The organism is Acinetobacter sp. IRS14 (assembly GCF_034650275.1).
Classification (GTDB): Bacteria; Pseudomonadota; Gammaproteobacteria; order Pseudomonadales; family Moraxellaceae; genus Acinetobacter; species Acinetobacter oleivorans.
Genome location: NZ_JAOVFN010000002.1, coordinates 271,301 through 296,128 on the forward strand (window position 1 = coordinate 271,301; position 24,828 = coordinate 296,128).

A 24,828-nucleotide genomic window follows, 5' to 3' on the forward strand; every position below is an offset into this window, starting at 1 on the left:
AAAAAGTCCGCATCAAGCGGACTTTTTCGTGTCATTCAAACAATTATGCTTGTTCGATGTCTTTCATAGTCAATTTAATACGACCACGATTATCAACATCAGCAACTTGTACTTTCACTTCCTGACCTTCTTTAAGAACGTCAGTCACGTTCGCAATACGTTCGTTTGAAATTTGCGAAATGTGAAGAAGACCATCAGTACCCGGCATGATGTTTACAAACGCACCGAATTCTACAATACGGATTACTTTACCGTCATAGATCTTACCTGGTTCAACTTCAGCAGTAAGTGCTTGAATTTTTGCAATCGCAGCACGAGCAGCAGCTTTAGTTTCACCAAATACGCGAACTGTACCGTTATCTTCAATATCAATTGCAGCTTTAGTTTCTTCAGTAATGGCACGAATCGTTGCGCCACCTTTACCAATAACATCACGGATCTTGTCTGGATTGATGTTAATCACTTCAAATGTCGGTGCATGTGCGCTGATTTCAGCACGAGCACGTGAAATGACTTTATTCATTTCATTCAGGATGTGCATACGACCAGCAAATGCTTGGTTTAATGCAACTTCCATAATTTCTTCAGTGATACCTTCAATCTTGATGTCCATTTGAAGCGCAGTAATACCGTTTGCAGAACCTGCTACTTTAAAGTCCATATCACCTAAGTGATCTTCGTCACCCAAGATGTCAGAAAGTACTGCAAAACGCTCGCCTTCTTTCACTAAGCCCATTGCGATACCAGCAACTGGTGCTTTAAGTGGAACACCCGCATCCATAAGTGATAAGGAAGCACCACATACAGAAGCCATTGAAGATGAACCGTTAGATTCAGTAATGTCAGATACGATACGGATTACGTACGGGAAGCGGTCAGCAGCAGGAAGAACAGCTTGAACACCACGACGTGCTAAACGACCGTGACCGATTTCACGACGCTTAGGACCAGACTCACGACCAGTTTCACCTACAGAGTATGCAGGGAAGTTGTAGTGCAACATGAAGTTGTCAGTTTTAGTACCTGACAATGTATCAACCATTAATGCATCACGAGTATTACCCAAAGTTGTTGTTACCAACGCTTGAGTTTCACCACGTGTAAATAATGCAGAACCGTGAGCGCGGTCTAATACACCAACTTGAACGTCAATACCACGAACAGTTTTAGTATCACGGCCATCAATACGTGGTTTACCTGACAAGATGTTGTCACGTACTGTACGGTATTTAAGGTCTTCAAATAATTCATTTACTTCGTCAGCAATACCAGTTTCGTCATTTTCAGGAACGAACTGAGCTACAGCTTCTGCATAAAGTGCATCAAGTGCTGCATAACGGTCTTGTTTAACCGCAATGGTATATGCTTCAGAAATTTTAGCTTCGAAAGCTGCTTTTAATTGCTCAAGAAGCGCTTCGTTTTTGCTTGGAGCAACCCAAGTTGATTCAACCGCACCAGCAGCTGCAGCAAATTCTTTAATTGCTTGAATCGCGATTTGCATTTCGTCATGGCCGAAAAGCACAGCACCAAGCATTTGGTCTTCTGAAAGCTCTTTAGCTTCAGATTCAACCATTAATACAGCAGATTCTGTACCAGCAACAACAAGGTCAAGGTCACTTTCTTTCAACTGTTCAAAGTTCGGGTTAAGAACATATTCACCGTTGATTAAACCAACACGTGCGCCACCGATTGGACCACGGAAAGGAGTACCAGCAATAGATAATGCTGCTGATGTACCAAGCATTGCTGCAATATCAGCATCCATAGTTTTGTCAGAAGAAACAACTGTTGCTGTTACTTGGATTTCGTTGAAGTAACCTTCTGGGAACAATGGACGAATTGGACGGTCAATAAGACGTGAAATTAAAGTTTCAGCTTCAGAAGCACGGCCTTCACGCTTACCGTAACCACCAGGGATACGACCAGCTGCATATTGTTTTTCTTGATAGTTAACTGTTAACGGGAAAAAGTCTTGACCCGCTTTTGCTTTAGGTTGAGCAACAACTGCAACTAAAACAGTTACGCCACCCATTGTAATTAAAACTGTGTTTGCTTGACGTGCAACGCGACCCGTTTCTAAAACGACTTGATGTTGACCGAATTGGAATTCTTTACGAACGATATTAAACATTGACATGTATTGTATTTTCCTAATTTTATTCTAGTGAGACCCCTAAGGTTTGGCATTCAGACTACAACTGTTGGTAGATAAATGACAAAGCTTAGAAGCCATCACACTAGGCCAAAAATTTTAAATAATATTAAACGCAAAGAAGGAGCGCACAAGCGCCCCTTCTAAACATCACTTAACCTAAAATTAAGTGAAACTCTCTTTTCAGCGATAAAGCATTGCGACATGCGAAATAGCGAAAACAAAGTGAAAATCGAATTAACGACGTAAACCTAAAGCACCGATCAAAGCAGTGTAACGACCGTGGTCTTTACCATTTAAGTAGTCGAGCAATTTACGACGTTGGTTAACCATACGGATCAAACCACGACGGCTGTGATGGTCGTGTTTGTGAGCTTTAAAGTGACCTTGTAAATCATTGATTTGAGCAGTCAATAAAGCTACTTGTACTTCTGGTGAACCAGTGTCATTTTCAGCGCGAGCAAATTTAGCAATGATCTCTGCGCGGTCTGCATTAGTTAAAGCCATTCGATTTCTCCGAGATGCTTAAAAAAGTAAACGATATGAATCAGTTGAGGCAACTGACTGCCGTGCATCACTACAGCAAGTTGCCTATTTTAAGGTATCTATAGGTGGATTGCAAAATAGTTTTCAGTAACTTGTCATTTTAGACACTGACACGAGCATGCTAACCCTGCACACTAGCTTTGAATAAAAAGAAAGAAGCGCGAGGGACGTGTGAAAATTTTTTCAACCAACACTTGTCCAGTACCGGACAATATTGAGCAAGTTATTCGTCATCAAGATGAAGTTGCTGCTGAACAGGGTGGAATGAGTGAGCGCCAGGTTCAAAAAATCTGGAACAGTATAGAAGCACTATATAAAACCGGAAATTATCCACTCATTACCTTCTGCTTACGTAGACAAGGTAAAATTTTGCTGAACAGAAGCATTGGATATGCTCAAGGGAACTCTCCGGCAGAACTACAAGAGAATGCTCTGATTGCGACTCCAGATACGCCCGTTTGTCTGTTTTCAGCATCTAAGATGATCACGGCCATGCTGATTCATTTATTAGATGAAAAGGGCGAAATCAATTTACTTGATCCTGTGAGCTACTATATTCCGGAATACGGCGTAAATGGTAAGCGCCGTGCGACTCTCTTTCATTTATTAGCACATCGTGGCGGCATCCCCTATATTGATGGCGATGTCACGCCCGAACTCCTATTTGATAAGGACGAAATTTTAAAACGTCTATATGCTGCTAAGCCCGTGTCTCCTGCGGGTAACCATCTTGCCTATCATGCGGTTACGGCAGGTTATATTTTAGGAGAAGTTATTGAACGGGTGACTGGGCAAGATTTACGTGAGTTTGTGCATCAAACTATTGAAAAGCCAATGGGAATGCCTTATTTCAATTATGGCTTAAAACCAGAATACCGCTCACAAGTAGCCTTAAACTGTGCAACGGGTCTACACCCTCGACTGGGTACCGATCACTATCTAAATCATGTGTTGGGTGGAGGGCTGCAACTTGCAGTTGATGTGACTAACGATAGTCGTTTTATGGATACAATTTGCCCAGCTGGCAACATTTATACGAGTGCAGAACAAGCTGGACGTTTCTTTGAAATGCTTTTAAGTGGCGGAAGCTACGGGGGACAGCAAATATTCAGTGAGAAAACGATTTTCAGGGCAACACTGCCGACCACAGGCGTTAACATTGACCGTACTTTATTAATTCCAATGCGCTATGCCTTAGGTCCAATGCTCGGTAGCAATCCAGTAGGTTTATTTGGTCCCATGACTGGACAAGCTTTTGGTCATCTCGGTTTTTCTAATATTTTATGTTGGGCCGACCCTGAAAGAGATATTAGTGTTTCTCTACTAACAACGGGCAAATCGGTCGTGGGAACTCACCTACCTGCTTTAGCCAATGTGCTTTATCAGATTTCAACACAATGCCCACGCATTCCTAGAGATCAACGTCGATCTTTGTTTGGCAGCGACGCTCATGAAACCAACTTAGTGTAAATCAAATAAAAAACCCAAGCATTTCTGCTTGGGTTTTTTGCGCTGTAGTTTTTGTTTATCGTGTTATTTCTATTTTTATTATCGTTGGTGAGATGCTAGTCACATCCTTCTTGTTGTTTTAACTGACTTCCGTTGTTTTGTTTCTATTTCCTTATGTGATGTATTGTGACATATCCAATTATGAAGAAAAGTAGTATTTTTCTTATCATCATGTAAGCAAAAACGTACAGGTCTGTCTAATATTTAATAAATAACGGTTTTTGCCCCATTATCGTACAGTTCTGTATAACATTTAACTTAACAATTCACAGGAAAAATGGCTGTTTAAAAATCATATTACAGATAAATATATTGATATTATTGATATAAATTTTTAAAAGAAATTACACTCAATATTGGCTTAAATCCGAACTTTTCTGATAATTTTTAGAAGTAAATAAAATTGAGAATATAAAAAAGCCCTGTAGTCTCTCCCAAAACTACAAGGCTTAGCGGCTGTAAGTTTCCTCTTTATACACCTACGTCATTGTAAGTTCGCAGTCTCTCGACTTAAGCTATTATTATTGTGCGATTTTGCCCGACATTCCTTGCCAAGCTCGTTGTGCGTTTATAATCTCAAAAACGTGGGATGTACTCTAGCAGCAAATATCTCGAATCTATGTAAGCTTTTTCTTACAAGGGTGAAAATATTAAGTTTGGCTTAACGAACTAACCGATTAACTTTCTGAACTAAACCACTTTTTCGTGTCGTACGAACTGTAAAGGACTGTAGTAAAGCTTCGGGATGAACCAAAAGACTTACTACTTTTTTAGCACGTGTAATCGCAGTGTAAATAAGCTCTTGGCTTAATAAATTCTTTGCGGCTTGATCTAAAACGACAGCAGTGTGTGTAAATTCAGACCCTTGTGATTTATGAATCGTTAAAGCGAATGCACTTTGAATACTTTTAGGTAATCGATTTGCAGCGACCCATTTATTCAAACTTGGAAAATATACTTCAAACTGCTGAGGTTGAGTTCTGTGTTCAAAACACAGACCAATGTCACCATTTGAAATACCGAGCTGATAGTCGTTATAAGTCATCATGACCGGACGACCAACATACCATCCCCCTGCTGTCACTATTGAAAGTTGTTGCTGTATCCAACGCTGCGCATATTGATTTAACTGCTGTAACCCAAATGGACCATGACGAACAGCCGTTAAAATACGGTAGTCATCAAATGCTTTTACTACGTTTTGGACCTGTTCAATCGAGCGTTCTTCTTTTAAATAATTTTTTAGGCTTTTTACATATCCTTGGAAACCGAGCATGAGCTTCTGATAGTAAATTTCAACTTCTGCGTGATTCCCTTCTGGCAAATACTCAAGCTGAACCACATCGGGCATATCAACTTCTAAAGGAATTGAACGTAACTCTGAAACCTGAACAATGTCGATTTCAAACTGTTGCAAAACCGCTGCATGATCTTGTTGATAGATTTGTGCCTGAATAAATTTAGCAACCTGCCCAATCAACGCCCCTTCAGCAAAACGGCGACTGGTTTGTAATTGTACCCTGTTGTCGGCGAGTGCCTGTATTTGTTGCAAATCAGCAAGAACCGCTCCGACGTCGACGGAAGCGAGCTGATTTGCATCTCCTAATAAAATAATTCGACAAGACTCTGGCACTGCTTCAAATAGAAGAGTAGCTAGATTTAAATCCAGCATGGAAGCCTCATCCACGACAATCACGTCATAAGGAAGCGGTTGTTTTTGATTAAACCGTGGTGTTTGACTATGTCCCATCCCTAATAATCGGTGAATGGTTTGTGTTCCCTGATTCCTTAGCTCTTCGCTAATTAATCCAGACTCAAGCAATTTAGGGTCATTAAACGAGTTCTGTAAAGCTTCTTGCATGCGCTGTGCTGCTTTACCCGTTGGAGCAGCCATCGCCACACGAATATGCGGAATTGCTTGGCTAAGCACAGCAATAATACGTGCAAGCGTATAGGTCTTACCCGTACCTGGCCCACCCGTAATAATACTCAGGCTCTGCCGAGCAACCATTTGTAAAGCTGCCTGTTGATGCGGGTCTGTGAGTAGATCTAAGTGGTCATCACAAGATACAGGTTGAATTAATTGTTGCTTTAATCGACAAATTTGTTCTGCAAGTCGTTGCTCTAGGTGCCAATATCGGTATAATGCCAACCCCTGCTCATCATAGACGCATGGGGCAACATTTGAGGTTGCTTGATCGGCAGATATAGCAAGCTGACCAAGTGCTGCAATTTGCTCAGAACTGACATCGATACAGCTATCGCCTTGTAAGCTCGCTTCAATAAGCTGCTGCAAGTAAGAAGTGGCTTCTGACACTTGCGATTGCTCAGTAAATGGAGCCTGATTTAAGAAGTTACTCCACGTTGTTAACCAGCTTAAATCGGCCTGTTCAGAGCTATTTAGATTGTCCACACACTTATCCACCTAGTTTTCCACACGCTTGTCCACATGGTTATAGACAGGCTTATCCACATGCCAAATATTTGTTAATATTAAAATTACATAATTTATCAGCATTTTTCATGCAATTTTATCCTCAGCAAAATACCCTAAAATGGCATCAAGACGCAGAATAAACTCAATGCTAGGCTGCCAGTAATAATAGCCCTGCTCAGCTTCACCATTCATGCCACGTAAATAAAGATAAGTTGCCCCACCTAAGTGTTGCTCAATTTGGTAATCCTGCATTTTGACTTGCAAATAGCGATGTAATGCAACGAGATATAAACCTGCCTGTAGCCAATAACTTGCTAAAGACATGCTTTGGGCAATGCTATCGCTACGATAATCTGCAAGATCATCACCTAAGTAATTACTTTTATAATCGGCAATGTGATAACGCTGCCCATCAAAATAAACTAAATCGATAGAACCATTGAGGTAACGTGCTGAACGTGCTTCAAGTAATTCAGGCATATTCAAACCATACTCAGCGAAAAGCTGCTGAATACGAGTCATCGCTAGAACCCGATCTGACAACGCCAAATAAAAAGGAAACTCTGACAAATACTGCTCTTGTTGAAGCTGATTTAGTCGGAAACCTTGATCAAGTGGCGTTCGCAAAATATCTTTCAGCCACTCTGCAACTGTCTGGTAAAGCAGATTCTCAGCATCTTCTTGCTCTGGGAAGCTCTCGTTATATTTATTAAGTAAATCTTGCCAAAGACTACTATAGTCATTTTTAAAACGACGACGTATTTCACTTACCCAGTCATCTGAACATTGAAAATCGATATGCTCAAATATTTCATGTAAGAAATTACCAGCAAGTGTTCCTCGCGGAAAGTTACTCTTGATCCAGTCAATCGGCTGAGCACTGATTGCTTCAGCAGTGTTGATTAAATCCAGCTCATCTTCTGCTAATACAGCATCATTGCTCTGACTCGCCAATAAATCTGTGCCAGCCTTATGTTTTAAATGCTGTGCCAAATAACTGAAACTGGTTTTACCTCTCGAATAAAAACGTTGTTCAGGAAACCGTTGTGCTTGTATTTCAATAATACTTGTTTGTTTGGCTAAATGAATTGCCTGTGGAATCTGCTCCAAAACCATTTCATCCGTACAGCAGCGGTGTTGAAAAGGCTCAGTCCTATTTTTCCAAAACGCGAGGCCTGATACTGATTTACTATCAAGATCTTGTAAAAGCGCATAGACGCGGTGGCTTGCTCGCGTTAAAGCGACATACCAAAGGCGATTCTGTTCAGCAAGCGCTCGTTCTTCGTGTTGCTTAAGTTCAACTTCATTCAAATAAGTCTTGTCAGCAATCGCAACGACACGTTGAGTCAAGGTCTGACTTGAGTCTGGTTGGACTACATCTTGGGTCGAAAAATTCAGAGTTTTGTTATTTTCTCGAAAGGGCTTGTCTGCACCTAATAAGAAAACAATCTTAAATTCCAGTCCTTTTGACTGGTGAATTGTCATGAGCTGAACGCCAGCCTCACTCGACAATTTACGTTCTAACTCCCAATCACGATCCAGAGGAGAACCCAACTGTTTGAGGTACCAATGATAGAGGTTTTGCGCGCCTGAGTATTTCTCACTGTGCTGACTCAAAATTTCAGTCAAATGACGCAAGTTCACCACAACCCGTTCATTATCTTTACTTTGGGCAGCGACCAAATTTTGCCATATATCAAACCGGATTAAGCATTGTTGCCATGCCACTAAAAAGCCTTGAGCGGACCACAACTCTCTAATAGTGTCAAAACCAGTCATAAACTGGCTTAACCCTTCGGCTGTCTGCTCAAGCTGCAAGAGTTGTTTTAAGTCCATGGCAAATAGACGGCTAATTAAAGCTCGCTTCACTTTTGCCTCATCATAAGGATGAAGTATGGCAGTCAACAAAGCACCAACGTCTTGCGCAACTGTGCAATCGAAAACACTTCTTTTCGATGGCCTGTTAACCCGAATTCCTAAACGTTCTAGCTCAAATTGAACTTTATCGAGGCCATCATGATTACGGGACAATACCGCAATATCATCTTCGTTTAGAGTTTGAGTCTGAGCATCTTTTTGAAAATATAGCTCTCCAGCATGTGACTGGTTGAGTAGATCTCGAATCTTCCAAGCAACTTGCTGTGCCTCAGTTTCTTTATCTTTAAGCATGAGCCAACGTAAAGGATGAGGATTATGATTGTTCTGCTCAATCAGTACAGGATGAGGCCGAGTTCCCGCTCGAATTGGGTCATATTGAACCTCTTCGCCGAAATCAATTTGTCGTTGAAATAAGGCATCGACCACTTCAACCAGATCTGCAACGGAACGATGGTTATGAATTAACTTATATTCACGGCCATGCTTGGCTTGAATATCTTTATAGGCATTTAAGAAGGTGAGCATATCCCCACCACGGAAACCGTAAATCGCCTGTTTACGGTCACCTACCATAATCATACAACCTTTTTGGTAGCGCTCTGGATGGCGCCAAATGCTCGCCAGCATATCGTCTTGATCTTGGTTAGTGTCTTGAAATTCATCGACCAAAATTAAGGGATAACGTGCCTGAACAAATACAGCAAAACGCTGCCCCTGCTCACCTTTTAAAGCTTCAGAAAGTGTACGAATTTGCTGAGAAAAAGTAGTTTCACCTTTATTTTGCAAAACCTGTGGTAAACGTTTTTTAACTTCTACACATAAATAGGCTTTTAAGTAAATATGAAGCTGATCGAACTGCTCGGCGTAGTTTTTCAGCACACCAAACAACTTCTGAATCTGCTGCATGCAGGGATGCTGATAGAAACCATCTGAAATTTCAGCAGGGCATTTCTTGAAAACTTTCTGATCGGCAAGTTGACCTAAAAACTTAAAAACAAGCTCACGTTGTGTGGCCAAAGACCCATCAAAAACCAAAATGCTGTCGCTTTGCGTGAGAACTTGCAAAAGCTGCGGTAAGCATTCACTAAATAATTTGTTAAATGCCCCATTCCGAAATATTGTGCCGCTCACATGTTTATAGTGTTCACCATCAAGCTGGTAATAGTTTTCTAAAAGGCTTAAGTCAATTTCTGTCGCCAACTGTTTGAGCTGAGCAAGTTGTTCAAACTGAATGTTTGGCTTTTCAGGAAGCTTAAAATGAGCCGAACTAAAATTCAGTGAGTCTTCAACAAGTTTGACAAAACTATCGACACTTTTTAACTCACCTGCCAGATACAACGCATCAATCACGGTCTGAGGTTGAGACTGTATCCATTCACGCAAAACATCATGAATCAGTTGTCGGCTATAGGTTTTGGCATCATCAGTAATTTGAGCGCGTTCAATTTTGCCACTCTCAAAGGCAAACTCACGTAATAGTTTTTGGCTAAAGCTATCGAGCGTTCCGACAAATAACTCGTCTAACTGATCGATGACCAATTTTAAACGTTCACACGCGTAGGCAATACGCGTCGCAAAGCTTTTTAAAATATGTTGAAGTAATAAGTCAGACTCTTGCTCAGCCTGCGTAATTAATTCGTGTTCTGTAAAACTACGCTTGGTCTCTAAGTAACGATACGTTTCGACCAAACGGGCGCGAATACGACTTTTCAGCTCAGCAGCGGCAGCACGGGTAAACGTGGTTGCAATCACTTGTCGAGGCAAGTACTTTTCAAGAAAGATACGGACCATCAAACTTGATAAGGTATAGGTTTTTCCTGTACCTGCCGAAGCTTCAATTAAGTGTAAGCCACTAAATTCAATATCAATAATAGGTTGATAAGACACCTGTACTCTTGAGTTCATGTCTTACTCCGAATGTTGAAATTGAAAAACCGGATGATACAGATCATACGCAAACTCATCACAAGCATGTTGAAGCAAAGCTTGCGCATCTTGTTCTTGCAAAATAAAGCTCCAGTCTCGATGCAACTTGCAAGCTTCATTTTGAGTCATATCCATCGTGGTAAATGACCCTGTTTCATTCCAGTATTTTAACAGCTCAGTGTAGCTCTTCTCATCCAGTTTTGCTTTTTCTGCCTGGTTTGTTGTTTCCCACTGATATGCTTTGGCTTTTTCTAATGGTTTTAATAATAAGGCTGCTGGTAGAACCAATGGTTGTTGCTGTGCATGACGCCAGATTTTAAACCATGGCTGTAAATATTGCCGAGCTTGCTCAGAACTTACGCCACTACAAATCACAGTTTGATCGCTAAAAACCACAATACGGCGCTTTTCAGCTCCTGCACTTCCCTCATTCAAATAAGCTAACCAAAGTAAGTGTTCCAACCAGACTTTGGCTCGTCTTTTTGCTCGGGCGCTTGAAGGTTCCATGCTGACCCAATCCTGAGTTTCAGACTTTGGAACCGTAATATTCATATGTAGCTGTTTAGCAATTCGCCAAATACGCTGAGTCGTTGGTGTCACTGCTGGTGCATAATGGTGAAGGCGTTCAAGCAAACATTCTTGCTCAAACACACCTTGTTGCCATGCGCTATATTTGACTTTACCTACAGGCAGCTGATCAATTAATACTTCAGGTTGTGCGTGCTGGTCAGATTGTTGTAAAAAATGTCGGATCGCATAACGCCCTAAACCATCTAATAATAACGGTTCATTTTGGTCGAGCACTCCGACACTTCCTAAGTTTTCTACCCCTAAAGTTTTCAAATATAACCGTGCAGGGAACGTCACATCCTGTATCCACTGCTGGCTCTCTAAAACCAGCATATCAGGAGCTTGTAGCGGATAGGTCGTATTCGCCCAAGGTTGACGGTTTCCTGAGAGTTGCTGAATTTGTGAAGCGACCTTAAACCAGTGATCTTGATAACGGATCACACTTTTTTCTACAGTAAAACCTTTCGGATCGAAGGGCTGTAAGTCATGTAAGTGATAGAGTTGTTTTAACTGTGATGGAATCTCAATCCCTTCAATAACGACATTTTCAGGTACATCATCTTCAGCTTTCACAATCAGGGCAAGGTGTTCACGGAACTCTTGAAGAATACTGGAAGGTTCTCGTACCTCACCATCATTCACATCAAAACCGTTATAAAACAGCCATAAATTGTCTTGGGCTAATAATAAAGCATCTAAAAACGCACCTTGATCATCTTCAAGACGAGAGCGGTCACCTAACTGTTGACGCAGTGCATCCATTAAATCAAATGGAACGTGTGTATCACGGTTTGGAAATTGCCCTGCATCCAGATTTAGCATGACCATTAAACGATAAGGTAACGGCCGAATATGTCCAATTTGAGCAAAGGTAATCTGCCCTGTTGGTTCAGCTTGTGCACTTTGGCTTTCTAAAGTTCGCTGAATTTCTTCAATAATATAAGGCAGAGGTAAGGTAATTTTGCGCAAAGTTCCTGTTTCTGTCTCGGCGTAATAGCTCGCGAGCGTCAACATTCGCTCTTGTTTCTTAACAATTTCCCGAACAGCTTTTAAAGCAGCAACACCGACCTGTTCAAACTCAACAATATCTTTGCCCAATACCTGAAGCCAATATTCAACCGTGTAGACTTTCCCATGTTCATGCAGAGTCAGCCAATCACGGCGCTCATTCAAATCTTGATAAATTTGAATGAGTATACCAATCAGCTCAAAATCACCCTGTTGAACTTTGGCATAACTCAACACCTGATTAAATGTCGCATGCACAGGCACGGCAATACCAAGAGCCAATCGTTCTAAGGCAAATTTAAAGCTATATCGGTAATCATCATCACCGTCACACAAACTGCGCTTGAGATGTTCTGCATCAAGCCCTCGTTTAAAGCCTGCATCGGCAAGTAAATTTAAAATTCGCTCAACCTGAACATATTCAAGTTCATAACGTTGCTGAGTCGCATGCAAGCTTAACCAGTCAGCAAAATCATCAAAGCTAAAACGTCCCTGCATCAGTTGAATACGCCCAATCACGGCGCGCCATGCATTCAGTGCATCAAGTGATGCAACACCTGCAATTTTCACGGGCAAATGCACACCTTGCTCTGTGGCCGTCGCAGGAAATACACTTCGAATTAAAGGCTCTATGTCAGCCAAATTAGGAACTAAAACTAAAATATCGTTTGGACGGCGCGGCTGCTCATGCGGTTTAGCCAGCCAACCAATCAATTGCTCTTTTAATACTTCAAGTTGACGTAGCGTCGAATGACAAACATGAATCTGAATAGAGTCATCATCGGAAGCAAGCTCATATTGCTTAGCTTGCGGCTCCACTAAATGCAAAATATCTGACTGAACTTTACCGAGTAAACTTTCTGGAAAATCATCCACAAAAGCATCAACCCACTTACCTTCTTCGCCCGTAGACAAATTCGATAATAGTGAAAAGTGGTCGCGGGCTTGTTTACCCAATCTGGTTAAAAGCGGATGTCTGGACTCACGCGCTTCAGCATTAAAGTTGAGTGTAAATTTATTAAAGAAATCACTAATTTCAGCATCTGTAGCCTTTGGATTTTTTGCAATAAAACGCTCTTTTACCCCTAAGTCATAACGCTGCTTCCACAGTGGATCGACACTATCGGCCCAATATTCTTGTGACGGGTTATAATGCAAAATCAAGACATCAATATATTGGCCTAAACGGCGCAAGAACTGTAACTGGCTTGGCGGCAAATCTAATAACGTAAAGATCACTACTTGATTAGGTAATCTTGAAATAGCGCGCTTACTACGGTCCGGATGATCTAACTCTTGCCAGAACAACGCATCAATTTGCTGCATCTGCACAAAATCATCATGAAAATGTTGCTGCCACAACCAACGCTGCCAGCGTTCTAGCTCCTCAGTTTGGTGCAATGCAAAAGCAGTCACTTCTTCATCTTTTTGTACAATATATTTTTCAATATCAAGTGCTCGACCCTGCCCCCAAGCAGACAACCAGTTTTCAGGACAAGTGCAACCATTTTCACAACCACGCTGGCACTGTCCACGATAAATCATATAGTTGCTAAATAAATCAGCAACCTGCTCAGCGACCCAGTACAACATTTTTTGTTTTTTTAATTGTTTATCTATGCCTTGCTCGAGTCGATCTGCGCTGTCATAAATACGCTGAACAATGGAATGTAAAGGATGCGATGTGTCTATGCTCATCGTGTCAGGTTGAATAAATTCGTGTAAAGCCTGATGCACCCGCCATTTAAAAATCAAACGTGGGATGTTGGCTTTACGGACCTGTTCTTTATGCGCAGTTAAGACTTGCTGATAGGCATACCACTGGAAGCCGCGTACTCGTTGGTGAAACTGGTAATTGGCACTCATGCCTTGCTGTTCTGCAAGTTTTTGTATCAGCCACTGCTCGACCGCAGGACTTGGAACAATAAAATGTTGGGTTTTCAAAACCTGTAAAGGATGCGTTGAAGCTTGAGATGTAGACGCTAATACACCTTGCAACAACACATCAATACGTTGACTTTGAATAACATGGATCCCCATTTATTTCATTTCCTGCTTGCATAATTTATGCACAAAATCATAAACATTCATTACTATACAACTGAATCTGACTATGTCACGTTGGTTTAAACACAGCATAATTTAACTTCAGGTGTCACTTACACTTGGTTTGAATGACGCCATCAAGAAATTTATACAGGTAGACATTATGAAAATTGACAAGATTCCTGACTATATTGATCCTAGCCTAAATCTGGAACAAATTCGCGATGAGTGCCATGATCTCATCAAAAAAAGAGCTTACGTCTCAGCAGGCGCGGCAATTGTACCGATTCCTTTTTTTGACGTAGTGATAGATTTAGGAATTTTGTCGTACCTGATTCCAGATATCAATTCCCGTTTCGGTTTAGCCCCTGAACACGTAAGTGTCTATGACCCAAAAACTAAAACAATTCACTGGGATGAACTACGTAAACGGGGTTTTGAATTTTCAGGCTTTGTAGTGGCACGCACGACTGTTAAAAAAACATTTAACGGCTTTTTTGGCAAAATCGTAACGAAACAGGTGACTAAATTTATACCGCTAGGCGGACAAATTGTAGCAGCTAGTTTAGGCTATTTCATGATGAAAAAAATAGCAGAAACGCATCTTACTGACAGTTACAATCTTGCAAAGCGTATTCAGCAAAAAAGCCGCACCACCATTGTAAATTAATCTATGCCTTATGGCTGAGAGCTTAATCTGCTCTCAGCTGTTTTAAAACCGCCCTTAATACTTCTAGACGTGCCGTATATTTATCATCAGTTGCAACAATATACCAAGGCGCGTAGTCAGTACTGGTTCGCTCAAACATATCGGCTGCCGCTTTTAAATAATCATCCCACTTATCACGATTACGCCAATCTTCTGCGGTAATTTTAAAACGTTTATGCGGTGTCTCTTCTCTGGCCTTAAAGCGCTGTTCTTGCTCATCTTTGCTAATCGCAAGCCAAATTTTTACTACAATCGTTTGGCTATCAAATAAATCTCTTTCAAAACGATTAATTTCGTCATAGGCACGCTGCCACTCTAAAGGTGAAGCAAAACCTTCAACACGTTCAACAAGTACGCGCCCATACCATGTCCGATCAAAGATTGTGATTTTCTCGGCTTCATTAATGCGGTTCCAAAAGCGCCATAAGTAAGGATGTCGTGCTTCAAAGCGTTCAGGTGCTCCAATACAATGAATATCATATTCACGCGGGTCTAGGTTTTTAACAATTCGCTTAATTGCACCCCCTTTACCAGCAGCATCCATTCCCTCAAAAGCAATGACGACATTACGTTTATCGAAACGCATGGCATCAGCAATTTTTTTGCTTAGTTTATCGAGCTCTTTTTTGTATTCGGCTTTTTCAAGAGGTTCATTAGAAGGTTTTAATAAACTCTCTGGAATTTTAGCCTGCTGCCATTTCCCTTTGACTTCGGTTTCATGGTCTGGAAGTTGGCGCATGTGTTGTAAAAGGTACTGAGCAAAAAACTGATCACGTTGCTTTTCATCTTCGCCATCAATAATGTACCAATCATCGGTAAAACGACGGCGTAACTTTTGCAAAGTGTCGTATTGTTTTTTATTACGCCAATCTAGACCGTGAAGCTTATGCCAGTGTTGCTCAGACGGGTCAATTTTGTCTAAACGTTTTTGTAGTGATTTCCATGAAAGATCGAACCAGACTTTAACCACATCAACATAGTTATTTTTTAAATCTTGCTCAAATGCCCGCATATTTTCAACGTAAGCATCAAATCGCGCCTCATCTAAAGGCTCAGACACATGTGTCGCTGTTACGAGCAAATCGCTATACCAATTACCAAACATCACCACGATTTGACCTTCGGTAGGAATAAACTCCGAATAAGATTGCCAAAATGCTTCTGTATCTGTCAGCACACGTGGTGCATCTGCTTTGACTCGTAAATATCTAGGGTCTAACCACTCACGGAGCTGCTTAACTGCCTCCCCTTTACCTGCCAGCTCAATACCACTCATTAAAATGAGTGTGCTTTTAGCGTTGGGTTTTCCCCGACTTTCTTTTAACGCATATTGTGCTTCAATCAAGTCAACTGAAAGCAGTTCTTCATCTCGAATTTCAAATTTTGGTTGTTGTTCACTCATAGTCCACGGCTCTAATATTTTATTGTTTAATTTCGATGATCTTTAACTTATGCGGTTAAATGATGAATTGCTATACAAATTATGTCATTGCGACAAAAATCTGTCTAAGAATTGACGCATGAATCATTTTTTTTACATCTACTCGCCATAGTACAAGGTTACAATGCCTCTTATGATTTTTTGCAAATAGCCCAATATTAGAGCCTTAAATGTCTAAACTCGCTGCTTTTGATGATCTTTTACAACAATATAAAACATTTAATTATCACGACAATCCAGTGCTTGCCCAACGTTTGCAAGATGTACAAACATGGCTAAAAGAGCGGATGAAAGATACGCATCACGACTTTTTTAATCTGCCTGAACATAAACTCATGTCAGAATATTTTTTAAATCGTTTATATGGTGGTCCAGAGTTTGATGCTCTAGCAGCTCAAATTGAACGCTTATTGAAATATGCCCATAAAGCCGAAAAAGTATTGCCTGAAAATGCAATTAAAACTGGCACTAAATCAGTAAGTTTAGCTGTGCTTGCAACTCAACTTGATGAACAAGTAGCTATGCAGCTTCTTGAGGACTATCCAGCAGATACAGTACTCACTGATGAGATTATGCGTTTAACCTTAATCAAGCTTGATCAGGCAGAAGCTCGTTATCAGCAGCTTGCTCTTCTTGATGATTTAGGCGCAGCACTCGATAAATACATGCGCTCATTTATGATGTTTACGGCTTTTAAAATGTGTAAAGGCATTGCCCAAAAATATCACTTCGAATTGATGTATGATTTTATCCAAGATGGTTTTAGTGCGATGAAACCGTTAAAATCAGCCGAGAACTTTATCAAGACTTTTACTGAAAAAGAACGCCAAATTATTGAAAATGTACATTCAGGGCATCCGAATCCGTTTAGAGTGTGATAAGGTCGGCACAGAGAAAAAATCAACCTTACGAAGTTGAGATTTTATTCATTATATTTGCATGATGATGCCTGTAAAAATAGACAAAATCTGTCATCATGCAGAACTTATTCCGTTTCACTTGAGTTTGAGTCTAGGAGAGACAATATGTCTAACGAAAACCAAAAGCCAACATCTCCAACTGAGCAGGCACAAAGTTCAGACAAAGTTAGCCCATTCCTAAGCTCACCTTTACCGTCAGGTACCCCTCAAGGGCAACAACAATCTTTACAACAAACCTTAACCGACACACCTGTTAATGGTTCTGTACCGAAATACAATTTACCACGTGGCGCTGGCAATACTGGCAACGTTGGTGAAACCACCCACTTCGGTTATTCAACTGTTAGAACTGAAGATAAAGCTCAAAAAGTTGCAGAAGTGTTCCACTCGGTTGCAAGCAAATATGACTTGATGAATGACTTAATGTCATTTGGTATTCACCGCTTATGGAAACGCTTCGCAATTAACATGTCTGGCGTACGCCGTGGTCAACACGTATTAGATATTGCTGGTGGTACAGGCGACTTAGCAAAAGTATTTAGTCGTGAAGTTGGTCCTCAAGGTCATGTCGTTCTTTCAGACATTAACGAATCTATGCTTAATGTTGGTCGCGACCGCCTAATTGATGCAGGCTGTACCAACGTTGACTTCGTACTTGCCAATGCAGAAACTTTAGAGCCTTTTGCAGATAATAGCTTTGACTTACTCACCATTAGCTTTGGTTTACGTAACGTGACAGATAAAGATGCAGCGCTTGCTTCTATGTTCCGTGTGTTGAAGCCAGGTGGTCGTTTACTTATTCTTGAATTTTCTAAGCCTGTATTTGAGCCATTCTCAAAACTTTATGACCTCTATTCATTCACTGCTTTACCGATTATGGGTAAATTGGTTGCGAATGACTCAGAAAGTTATAAATATTTGGCTGAATCAATTCGTATGCATCCAGACCAACGCACCTTAAAAGGTATGATGGAAAATGCTGGCTTCCAGAACTGTGACTATCACAACCTTACTGCTGGTATCGTTGCCGTTCACCGTGGCTTCAAACTGTAAGGGATAACGATATGTGGTCGATTCTGGCACTCGGTGCAGTCGAACGTATCATTCATCATCTGATCGATCTGGATGCGGTTACACGCATTCAGCTTAATCAGTTACAGGGCAAAATGTTGCGTGTTGTGATTGATAGCCCGCAGCTTTCTGTCGATGTATTCTTTGACCAAGAAAAAGTACGTCTTGAACCTACTGCAACAGGGCACAGTGAAAAGCCTTCTATTTTTGAACAACGCCCTTTTGATGCGCAATTCAAAATTTCTGAAGCAACAGCAACTTTGCATGTTAAAGATGTCGTCGAACTGATTAAATTATTGGTCAGCGATCCAGATCAGATTGGCAATATCCCATTGCAAGGTGATTACCACCTGCTACAGGATATTCAAAAGATTATGCAACAAGCTGAACCAGATTTAGCTTCGCACTTATCAAGATGGGTCGGTCCTCAACTCGCCCACGAAATTGGCAAGATTCAACTTGCACCAAAACATTTAAAACGCTCTCTTCAAAGTCATCTATTTTTTGCAGAAGACGCATTAAAAGAAGATAGTGGTCTATTTGCCCCTCGTTGGGAAATGGATGATTTAACTCAAGCAACTCGCAAGCTTAATCAAGACATTGACCGTCTAGAAGCAAGATTGCAGCAACTCAACATACAACTACAACCCTCTCAAGATTAGGTAAGACCGTATATGATTCCGCACGTTTCACGTTTACTCGAACTTTGGCGTATTGCAGCGCACTATAGACTCGATACGTTGTTCCCTGCGGATGAATTACCAGTTAAAGCTCAACGTGCATTAAGTGTTATTAAAATGCACCCAGCTGCATGGTCTAGTCGCGAACGTAAAAATCCTTTAAAGCTCAAAGAAGCTTTGGAAGAGATGGGGCCGCTTGCAATTAAGCTTGGACAATTACTGTCAACTCGACGTGATTTGATTCCACCTGAAATACTCGCTCAATTGGTCTTACTTCAAGATCAGGTAAAACCTTTTGATAGCAATGTTGCCAAACAACGTATTCAAGAATCATTAAAAGCTGACGTAAATACCTTGTTTGCACGATTTGATGATCAGCCATTAGCAGCTGCTTCAATTGCACAAGTTCATACTGCTGCTTTGCACGATGGTCGAGAAGTTGTTGTTAAAGTGACTCGTCCTGACATTCGCAACCAAATTTTGCAAGACTTTGAGATTTTGGCATGGTTAGGCAACACACTAGAAAGCCGCCTTGAAGCTGCTCGTGCCTTACATCTCTCTGAAATTATTCAAGACTACCGCCAGATTATTTTAAATGAGCTGGACTTGAGTATTGAAGCAGATAACACTCGTCGTATGCGCCATTATTTTACTGGCTCAACCATGATGTATGTGCCTGAAGTCTACATGGACACCAAAGATGTCATGGTGGCGGAGCGCATTACAGGTGTACCTATTTCAGATACGGCAACCTTTGATCGTCTTGGCATGGACCGCGCACAACTTGCAGAAAAAGGATTAACCATTTTCTTTACGCAAGTATTCCGCGATAACTTTTTCCATGCCGACATGCATCCCGGCAATGTCTTTGTAGAAACAATTAACCCAAGCAACCCACGCTTTATTGCACTAGACTGTGCAATTATGGGTGAGTTATCTAAGCATGACCAGATGACCATTGCCCGCATGTTGCTTGCTGTAATGAACAGCAACTTTATGCAGCTCATTCAAATTGTGCATCAAGCTGGCTGGATTCCACCGGGTACAGACCAAGATGCGCTATCGCGTGAAATGCGTCGCACCGTTGGTCCAATGGTATCTAAACCAATGGATCAACTTGATTTTGCTGGCATCTTGATTCAAGTAATGGATATTGCCCGTCGCTTCCATTTAGAAATTCCACCACAACTCATGTTGTTGCTAAAAACTTTAGTGCATGTCGAAGGCCTAGGGACCGATCTGTACCCGCAGCTCGACATCTGGAAATTGGCAAAACCAATTTTGACTGAATGGGTCAAGGCCAACATGAACCCAGTCAAAAATATAAAAGAGTTAGGACAGCAGTTACCTGACCTGCTTTTAGGTGCTCAAGATTTCCCAAGCTTAATTGTTGATAGTTTAAATGGTTTAAAAAATCAGTCTGCTTGGCAAGACCGTCAGTTACGCGAAATGCAGCAACTTCGTTTACAAATGGAACATCAACAACGCCGCAGTTGGATGTTCGGTAGTAGCATGCTGATTTTACTCACCATCGCGATTATTAGTCCTTGGTTTGTTTCTATTATTTTAATTGTGCTAAGCAGTTTATTAGCGCTTTGGCGTATATTGAAATAAGTTTTAAATCCCTTGCCCGCGCAAGGGATTTTTTTATGGCTAACTTTAATTTTTAAAAATATAGATCGCTTGTTCGTTCATTGCTAAATTAGCATTCATAAATGCATCAAAAGAACAAACAATGAAAACACCTCATTTTGCCATTATCGGTGCAGGTACCGCAGGTTTAGCCACTGCGATTTTGCTCGCCCGTGAAGGTAATAACGTTACTATTTTTGAACAAGTTGATGAGTTATCTCCAGTGGGCGCTGGTTTATTACTACAACCTGCGGGCTTAGCAGTATTTGAACATTTAGGTGTGCTCGACAAAGCCTTAACCTTAGGTGCGAGAGTCACAGGCCTAGAAGGACAACTTCCGGATAAGCGCCTTTTAGTTAACAGTCATTATCACGAAGCATCAGCAAATCTTTATGGGCTAGGTATACACCGTGCCACTTTATGTCATGTGCTCACTCAAAAACTTAGCGAATATTCAAGCCAGATTACTTGGTGTATGAACCATTCTATTGAAAGTTTTGAAGAACATAATGATGAAGTTCGGCTATTCGGAACTTATCAAAGTCAAAAGTTTGATGCTCGCTTTGATGCCGTACTTATTGCCAATGGTGCTCGTAGCCAATTACGCCCCAAAGCATGGGTCAAGGTTGACCAAGCCTACCCTTGGGGTGCGGCGTGGAGTATCGTGCCTGAGTGCCAAGTACTCGATTCTGAAATTCTGCATCAATTTTATGATCGCTCGAAAATTATGATGGGAATTCTTCCTACAGGAGCGATTCCAACAGAACCTCAGCAACGCCTTTCAAGTATCTTCTGGAGCTTGCCTACTCCGCAATTACAAAGCTTTCTGCAAGATGAACAAGCTAAACAAATTTGGTTAAAACAAGTCTCTGAGCGTTGGCCCAAAGTTGCAGAATGGCTCAAAGAGATTTTATATGACAGTCAAACTCAACCTAAATGGCTATCTGCAAACTACCGTGATGTAGTCATGACTCAATTTGGTCAAGGTCGAATTGGTGTGATTGGAGATGCAGCTCATGCAATGAGCCCACAGTTGGGACAAGGCGCAAATATGGCATTATTGGATGCTTGGGCTTTTTCTCAATCATTACAACATGCTCAAAAGCACCAAACTATTGATTGGCCCCTGCTCTGGCAGCACTACCACCAGCTTCGCCGTTCATCTACTCAGTTTTATCAGTTCCTCAGTCGCTTATTAACACCCCTTTATCAATCTGACCATTGGTGGGCTGGAGGCTTAAGAGATTTAGTTTTTCCTTGGATGTATCAAATCCCCTATTTTCGAAAAGAAATGGCAATCACAATTTCGGGATTAAAGACTAGTCCATTTCAGCAACTTGATTATGATCGAGTGGCTCAAACACCTAAAGAAAGCAGCAATTTTAATTTAAAAAGCGAATCTCTGTCTGACTATTAACCCAACCAAATAATAATGAGTAACACATGAAAATCAGCCATCTTGATCATCTTGTTTTAACCGTCTCAAATATTGAAACCACCTATAATTTCTATCAAACCGTATTAGGGTTTGAGGTCATCACTTTTAAAGGTGATAGAAAGGCTCTACAGTTTGGAAATCAAAAAATAAATTTACACCAGCAAGGTAATGAGTTTGAACCTAAGGCATTACAGCCAACTCCTGGATCTGCCGACCTATGTTTTATTTCAGAAACTCCCATTTCCGAAGTGATTGCGCACCTTAATCAATTAAATATTACAATTGAAGAAGGCCCAGTTGAACGTACTGGTGCAATGCATCCTATTCTTTCAGTTTACATTCGCGATCCAGATCAAAATTTAATTGAGATTTCAAATATTCTCACGTCTTAGCCACTTGAATAAGATACTGACTGGTAAGCATTACAAGATGTTCATTACTATGACAAAGACAAAAAGCGCAAAGAATTTTTCCGCAAAGCCACGTTGATGCCGTACACTATACAAGCTATTTTTTAGCATCTGATTGAAATCAATTTATAGTTCATATTTCTTTGGTGATTCCTCATGAATAACACGCAATGGCTCGATGAAGTAAAATTTAACGAACAAGGTCTTATCCCTGCCATTGCTCAACATCATCAAACCGGACGTATTTTGATGGTGGCGTGGATGAACCGTGAATCACTCGCGCTCACAGCAGAAAAAAATCAGGCTGTTTACTTCTCTCGCTCTCGCCAAAAACTTTGGCACAAGGGTGAAGAATCAGGCCATTTCCAAACTGTTTATGAAATTCGTCTGGACTGTGACGGCGACGTAATTATTCTACAAATTGAACAACACGGTGGTATTGCATGCCATACGGGTCGTGAGTCTTGTTTTTATCGTAAACTCACACCACAGGGTTGGGAAATTGTCGATGCACAATTAAAAGACCCTACTGCAATTTATGGTGACAAAGCTAAAACTGAAAGCCACAATCATGCTCACACCACAGAACAAGTCGATGTACTTGCTCACTTAGGGCAATTGATGCAAGAGCGTAAGCAAGCTGAAGCTGATACTTCATATGTTGCAAGCCTCTACAAAAAAGGTATCAATAAAATCTTAGAAAAAGTGGGTGAAGAAAGTGTAGAAGCAATTATTGCTGCTAAAGATTTTGCTGCACAGGATTCAGAAGCTCACTTAAACGATCTCGTTTATGAAACAGCAGATTTGTGGTTCCATACTATTGTGATGTTGGGTTATTTCGATCTTAATCCACAACTTATTATTGACGAATTAGCTCGTCGTCAGGGTTTATCTGGTTTAGTTGAAAAAGCTAACCGCAACAAGGTTTAAAATCACTCAGTGTCGAATATTGAAAAACCTAAAGCCACCTATGAGCAAGCAATTGCCATAGATAATGCACGTCTTGGGCAGTCATTTAAAGTGATTGCCTATGCTGGCACAGGTAAAACCACCACTTTACAAATGATTAGCGATGCCATGCCTGAACGGCGTGGTATGTATCTAGCATTTAACAAAGCTATTGCTGGTGAAGCACAAAATAAATTTCATCGTAATGTAGACTGCCGTACTTTTCACTCGCTCGCGTTTCGTAGCGTACCGCGCGGTGTAACTGATAAATTACGTCTACCACGACTAAGTCCAAGCTTTATTGCTAAAGAATATCGACTAGAACCGATTACGCTACGACGTATGATGGGTGGGCGTTACGAGAAATATGTCTTAATGCCAAGCCGTCTAGCGAGTCTTGTAGCAAATGCAGTCAGCTATTTCTGTTCAACAAGCTCCCAATATCCGGCACCTCGACATATTCAGGCACCTAACTGGTTGCATCCAGACGATATTATCGAATTACAAAATCACCTTTACCCTGCTGTGGAACGACGTTGGTTAGAGTCGATTGACCAAAACCATCAAGCAGGTATTGGACATGATATTTATCTCAAACTTTGGGCATTGTCTGAGCCAAACATTCCTACTGATTACGTATTATTTGATGAAGCACAAGATGCTGACCCTCTAATGCTAGGTATTTTACTTCGCCAAAAAAATACTCAAGTTATTTATGTCGGTGATGCACATCAACAAATCTACGCTTGGCGTGGTGCAATTAATGCCATGCAACAATTGCCCTTGCCAGAATCTCGGTTAACCACTTCTTTTCGTTTTGGCGAAACGATTGCCGATGTGGCCAATGCACTGCTTGGCGGTTTAAATGAAACTGTTCCCTTGCTTGGTAATCCAAACCAGAAATCAAGTGTAGTGAATAAACCGCATACCAAAATGCGTGATGCGATTTTATGCCGTACCAATGCTCGTGCAATGGAACTTTTACTGGCAGGCTTAGTTCACGGTGATAAAGTAAGTTTGCAGGCGGATCATCAAAAACTAAACCGTTTTGTAGACGCCGCAAGTCTCTTAAAGCAAGGAAAACGAGTTACTGACGTTCCTGAATTGGCGTGGTTTAACTCATGGCATGATGTTCATGAGTACTGTGAAACCAATGAAGGAAGTGACATTAAACCATTGGTTAAACTGGTTGATGATCACGGCACTGACCCGCTAAAAAAAGCACTTGCAAAGATTACTCCACTTGAGCAAGCTGATTATGTCATCTCTACAGCTCATAAAGCGAAAGGGCTAGAATGGAATCGCGTTCATATTGAAGATGACTATCAATTTAAAATTAATGGCTTAGAACACAAGATTAGTGATGAAGAGTTAAGATTACTTTACGTTGCCTGTACTCGTGCTAAAGTAAGTCTAAATATCCATCATCTTTATGATCTGATACAACAATTAAAACTAAGGGCGCCTTTAAGTCTTCGTCAATCGGTTGGTTGAAGCGCTCATAATT

At 41.0% G+C, this 24,828-nt stretch carries 16 protein-coding genes; 10 read left to right on the top strand and 6 right to left on the bottom strand.

The genetic code is table 11. The annotated features are described in order from the left end of the window. Window positions 1-43: 43 nt before the first annotated feature. Both pnp and rpsO read right to left on the bottom strand, forming a co-directional pair. Window positions 44-2,131 (bottom strand): polyribonucleotide nucleotidyltransferase, encoded by a 2,088-nt coding sequence (gene pnp / locus ODQ17_RS03530; protein WP_171056879.1) that lies wholly within the window; start codon window positions 2,129-2,131, stop codon window positions 44-46. Between the two features lie 258 nt (window positions 2,132-2,389). Then, window positions 2,390-2,659, bottom strand: a complete 270-nt coding sequence (gene rpsO, locus ODQ17_RS03535) for a 30S ribosomal protein S15 (protein WP_002114951.1) — start codon at window positions 2,657-2,659, stop codon at window positions 2,390-2,392. Between the two features lie 210 nt (window positions 2,660-2,869). Here rpsO and ODQ17_RS03540 point away from each other — a divergent pair, with 210 nt between their 5' ends. Next, window positions 2,870-4,168, top strand: coding sequence for a serine hydrolase domain-containing protein (locus ODQ17_RS03540; protein WP_322901761.1), 1,299 nt, complete (start codon window positions 2,870-2,872; stop codon window positions 4,166-4,168). A gap of 700 nt (window positions 4,169-4,868) precedes the next feature. Here the strand turns inward: ODQ17_RS03540 and recD are convergent. From recD to ODQ17_RS03555, 3 genes are all read right to left on the bottom strand, one after another. Further along, window positions 4,869-6,620 (bottom strand): exodeoxyribonuclease V subunit alpha, encoded by a 1,752-nt coding sequence (gene recD / locus ODQ17_RS03545; RefSeq protein ID WP_322901763.1) that lies wholly within the window; start codon window positions 6,618-6,620, stop codon window positions 4,869-4,871. Window positions 6,621-6,728: 108 nt separating this feature from the next. After that, on the bottom strand, window positions 6,729-10,427 hold the full coding sequence (locus ODQ17_RS03550; RefSeq protein WP_322901765.1) for a UvrD-helicase domain-containing protein: 3,699 nt from the start codon (window positions 10,425-10,427) through the stop codon (window positions 6,729-6,731). A 3-nt stretch (window positions 10,428-10,430) separates the two neighbouring features. After that, a complete protein-coding gene (locus ODQ17_RS03555; RefSeq protein WP_322901767.1) occupies window positions 10,431-14,066 on the bottom strand; it encodes an exodeoxyribonuclease V subunit gamma in 3,636 nt (1,211 codons plus the stop codon). Between the two features lie 169 nt (window positions 14,067-14,235). Here ODQ17_RS03555 and ODQ17_RS03560 point away from each other — a divergent pair, with 169 nt between their 5' ends. Next, window positions 14,236-14,742 carry a hypothetical protein gene (locus tag ODQ17_RS03560; RefSeq protein ID WP_005301888.1) on the top strand — a complete coding sequence of 169 codons (507 nt, stop codon included), beginning with the start codon at window positions 14,236-14,238 and terminating at the stop codon, window positions 14,740-14,742. Window positions 14,743-14,764: 22 nt separating this feature from the next. On the opposite strand, the gene pap is transcribed toward ODQ17_RS03560, so the two are convergent. After that, complete coding sequence (gene pap, locus ODQ17_RS03565; protein ID WP_005301884.1) at window positions 14,765-16,183, bottom strand: polyphosphate:AMP phosphotransferase; 1,419 nt, start codon at window positions 16,181-16,183, stop codon at window positions 14,765-14,767. A gap of 209 nt (window positions 16,184-16,392) precedes the next feature. Here pap and ODQ17_RS03570 point away from each other — a divergent pair, with 209 nt between their 5' ends. From ODQ17_RS03570 to ODQ17_RS03605, 8 genes are all read left to right on the top strand, one after another. Then, window positions 16,393-17,100, top strand: coding sequence for an FFLEELY motif protein (locus ODQ17_RS03570; protein ID WP_107880643.1), 708 nt, complete (start codon window positions 16,393-16,395; stop codon window positions 17,098-17,100). 147 nt (window positions 17,101-17,247) lie between these two features. Further along, window positions 17,248-18,195 (top strand): bifunctional demethylmenaquinone methyltransferase/2-methoxy-6-polyprenyl-1,4-benzoquinol methylase UbiE, encoded by a 948-nt coding sequence (gene ubiE, locus ODQ17_RS03575; protein ID WP_005301878.1) that lies wholly within the window; start codon window positions 17,248-17,250, stop codon window positions 18,193-18,195. 11 nt (window positions 18,196-18,206) lie between these two features. Beyond that, the gene (locus ODQ17_RS03580; RefSeq protein ID WP_004794980.1) at window positions 18,207-18,875 is read left to right on the top strand and encodes a ubiquinone biosynthesis accessory factor UbiJ; all 669 of its coding nucleotides are present in this window, start codon (window positions 18,207-18,209) and stop codon (window positions 18,873-18,875) included. Between the two features lie 12 nt (window positions 18,876-18,887). Next, window positions 18,888-20,507 carry an ABC1 kinase family protein gene (locus tag ODQ17_RS03585; RefSeq protein ID WP_004794982.1) on the top strand — a complete coding sequence of 540 codons (1,620 nt, stop codon included), beginning with the start codon at window positions 18,888-18,890 and terminating at the stop codon, window positions 20,505-20,507. 121 nt (window positions 20,508-20,628) lie between these two features. Continuing rightward, entirely contained in the window at window positions 20,629-21,942 is a 1,314-nt protein-coding gene (locus ODQ17_RS03590) for an FAD-dependent oxidoreductase (protein WP_322901770.1), read from the top strand. A gap of 26 nt (window positions 21,943-21,968) precedes the next feature. Further along, complete coding sequence (locus tag ODQ17_RS03595) at window positions 21,969-22,355, top strand: VOC family protein (protein WP_322901772.1); 387 nt, start codon at window positions 21,969-21,971, stop codon at window positions 22,353-22,355. Between the two features lie 174 nt (window positions 22,356-22,529). Then, window positions 22,530-23,303, top strand: a complete 774-nt coding sequence (gene hisIE / locus ODQ17_RS03600; protein ID WP_322901774.1) for a bifunctional phosphoribosyl-AMP cyclohydrolase/phosphoribosyl-ATP diphosphatase HisIE — start codon at window positions 22,530-22,532, stop codon at window positions 23,301-23,303. Between the two features lie 9 nt (window positions 23,304-23,312). Then, window positions 23,313-24,815 carry a UvrD-helicase domain-containing protein gene (locus ODQ17_RS03605; RefSeq protein WP_005301860.1) on the top strand — a complete coding sequence of 501 codons (1,503 nt, stop codon included), beginning with the start codon at window positions 23,313-23,315 and terminating at the stop codon, window positions 24,813-24,815. Window positions 24,816-24,828: the final 13 nt, after the last annotated feature.